The following is a 1145-nucleotide window of genomic DNA, read 5'->3' as shown; positions in this document are numbered from 1 at the left end:
ATGGTTATCATACTGAACGTGATAATCAATATTCACTTTGACGTGTTTAATATCCGTGAATTGATAAGCTAGTTTGGGCATGGGCGCGAGGGCGGGTTTGTCGATTGACTCGAACCATGATTGTCGTGTCCCACTCAGTTGCTTAAAGGGCTTATTATTGACCTCAAGCAGTAAGGCTTTGATGCAATGGTTTAGCTCAGCTAATGAGAAAAAGGTTTGGTGTCGTAACTTGGCGAGTATCCAGCGTTCAATGATTTGCACGCCCACTTCGGCCTTGGCTTTATCTTGTGGTTTTCTGGGACGAGCAGGCACAATCACGGTGCCATAATGCGCGGCCAATTGCTGATAACTCGGGTTAACATCAGGGTCGTAGCGACACGCTTTACTGACACCACTGCGTAAATTATCGGGGATAACCATGTCAGGTATACCGCCGATAAATTCAAATGCTCGCACGTGACTGCCGATCCAGTCGGGTAGACTTTGGCTCCAGGTTGCTTCACAAAATGTATAATTTGATGCGCCCATCACCGCCACGAATATCTGGGCGAACTTCACTTCACCCGTCGCATTACAAACAATGGGCATCGTTTGACCCGCATAATCGACAAAGAGTTTTTCTCCTGCTTTATGCACTTGTCGCATCGAACGTTTTTGCTTTTTAAGCCAGGTCATATAGCGATCGCAGAACTGAGAATAGCTGTAACAACGATTCGGATATTGCTGAGTATATTCTTCCCAGAGTAAGTTCTTGGTGACGCCTTTGCCCGTTAATTCTTTTCGAATGGCTGGCCAATCTGGCACTTCAAATCGCTGGGATGGCCGAGTGTCGGCGCGAGGATAGAACTGACTAGCAAGCACAGAATCATCAAGCTCGTCGGGCAGTGGCCAACTTAACGATAAAGCTCTGGCTTTAGTGAGTAGTTTTTGAATACCACCGACACTGATCTTAGTGCTGGCACTTATTTTTCTGACACTGAGTTGGGCAGCAAAATGTAGCCTCAACACTTCTCGAATTTTACGCATTGTGATCCTCTTAGTCGCCATATCCCTTCCTCAGTAATACAAAAAGGAAATAGCTTAACAAAGTAATTAATAATCAATGCGTTGAAATTGTACTGGTTTGGTGTGAACACCGATTCCGG

The 1145-nt window shown here is 45.5% G+C and carries 1 protein-coding gene; it reads right to left on the bottom strand.

Annotated features, from left to right (window positions below):
• The coding region (istA, locus tag P20439_RS11665) for an IS21 family transposase (protein WP_036933801.1) at positions 1–1047 on the bottom strand (1047 nt) is incomplete at its 3' end.
• Between the last annotated feature and the right edge of the window lie 98 nt (positions 1048–1145).

The organism is Pseudoalteromonas sp. BSi20439 (assembly GCF_000241165.1).
Taxonomy (GTDB): Bacteria; Pseudomonadota; Gammaproteobacteria; order Enterobacterales; family Alteromonadaceae; genus Pseudoalteromonas.
The sequence above is the reverse complement of the archived record's forward strand: the minus strand, read 5'-3'. Positions and strand labels throughout refer to the sequence as shown.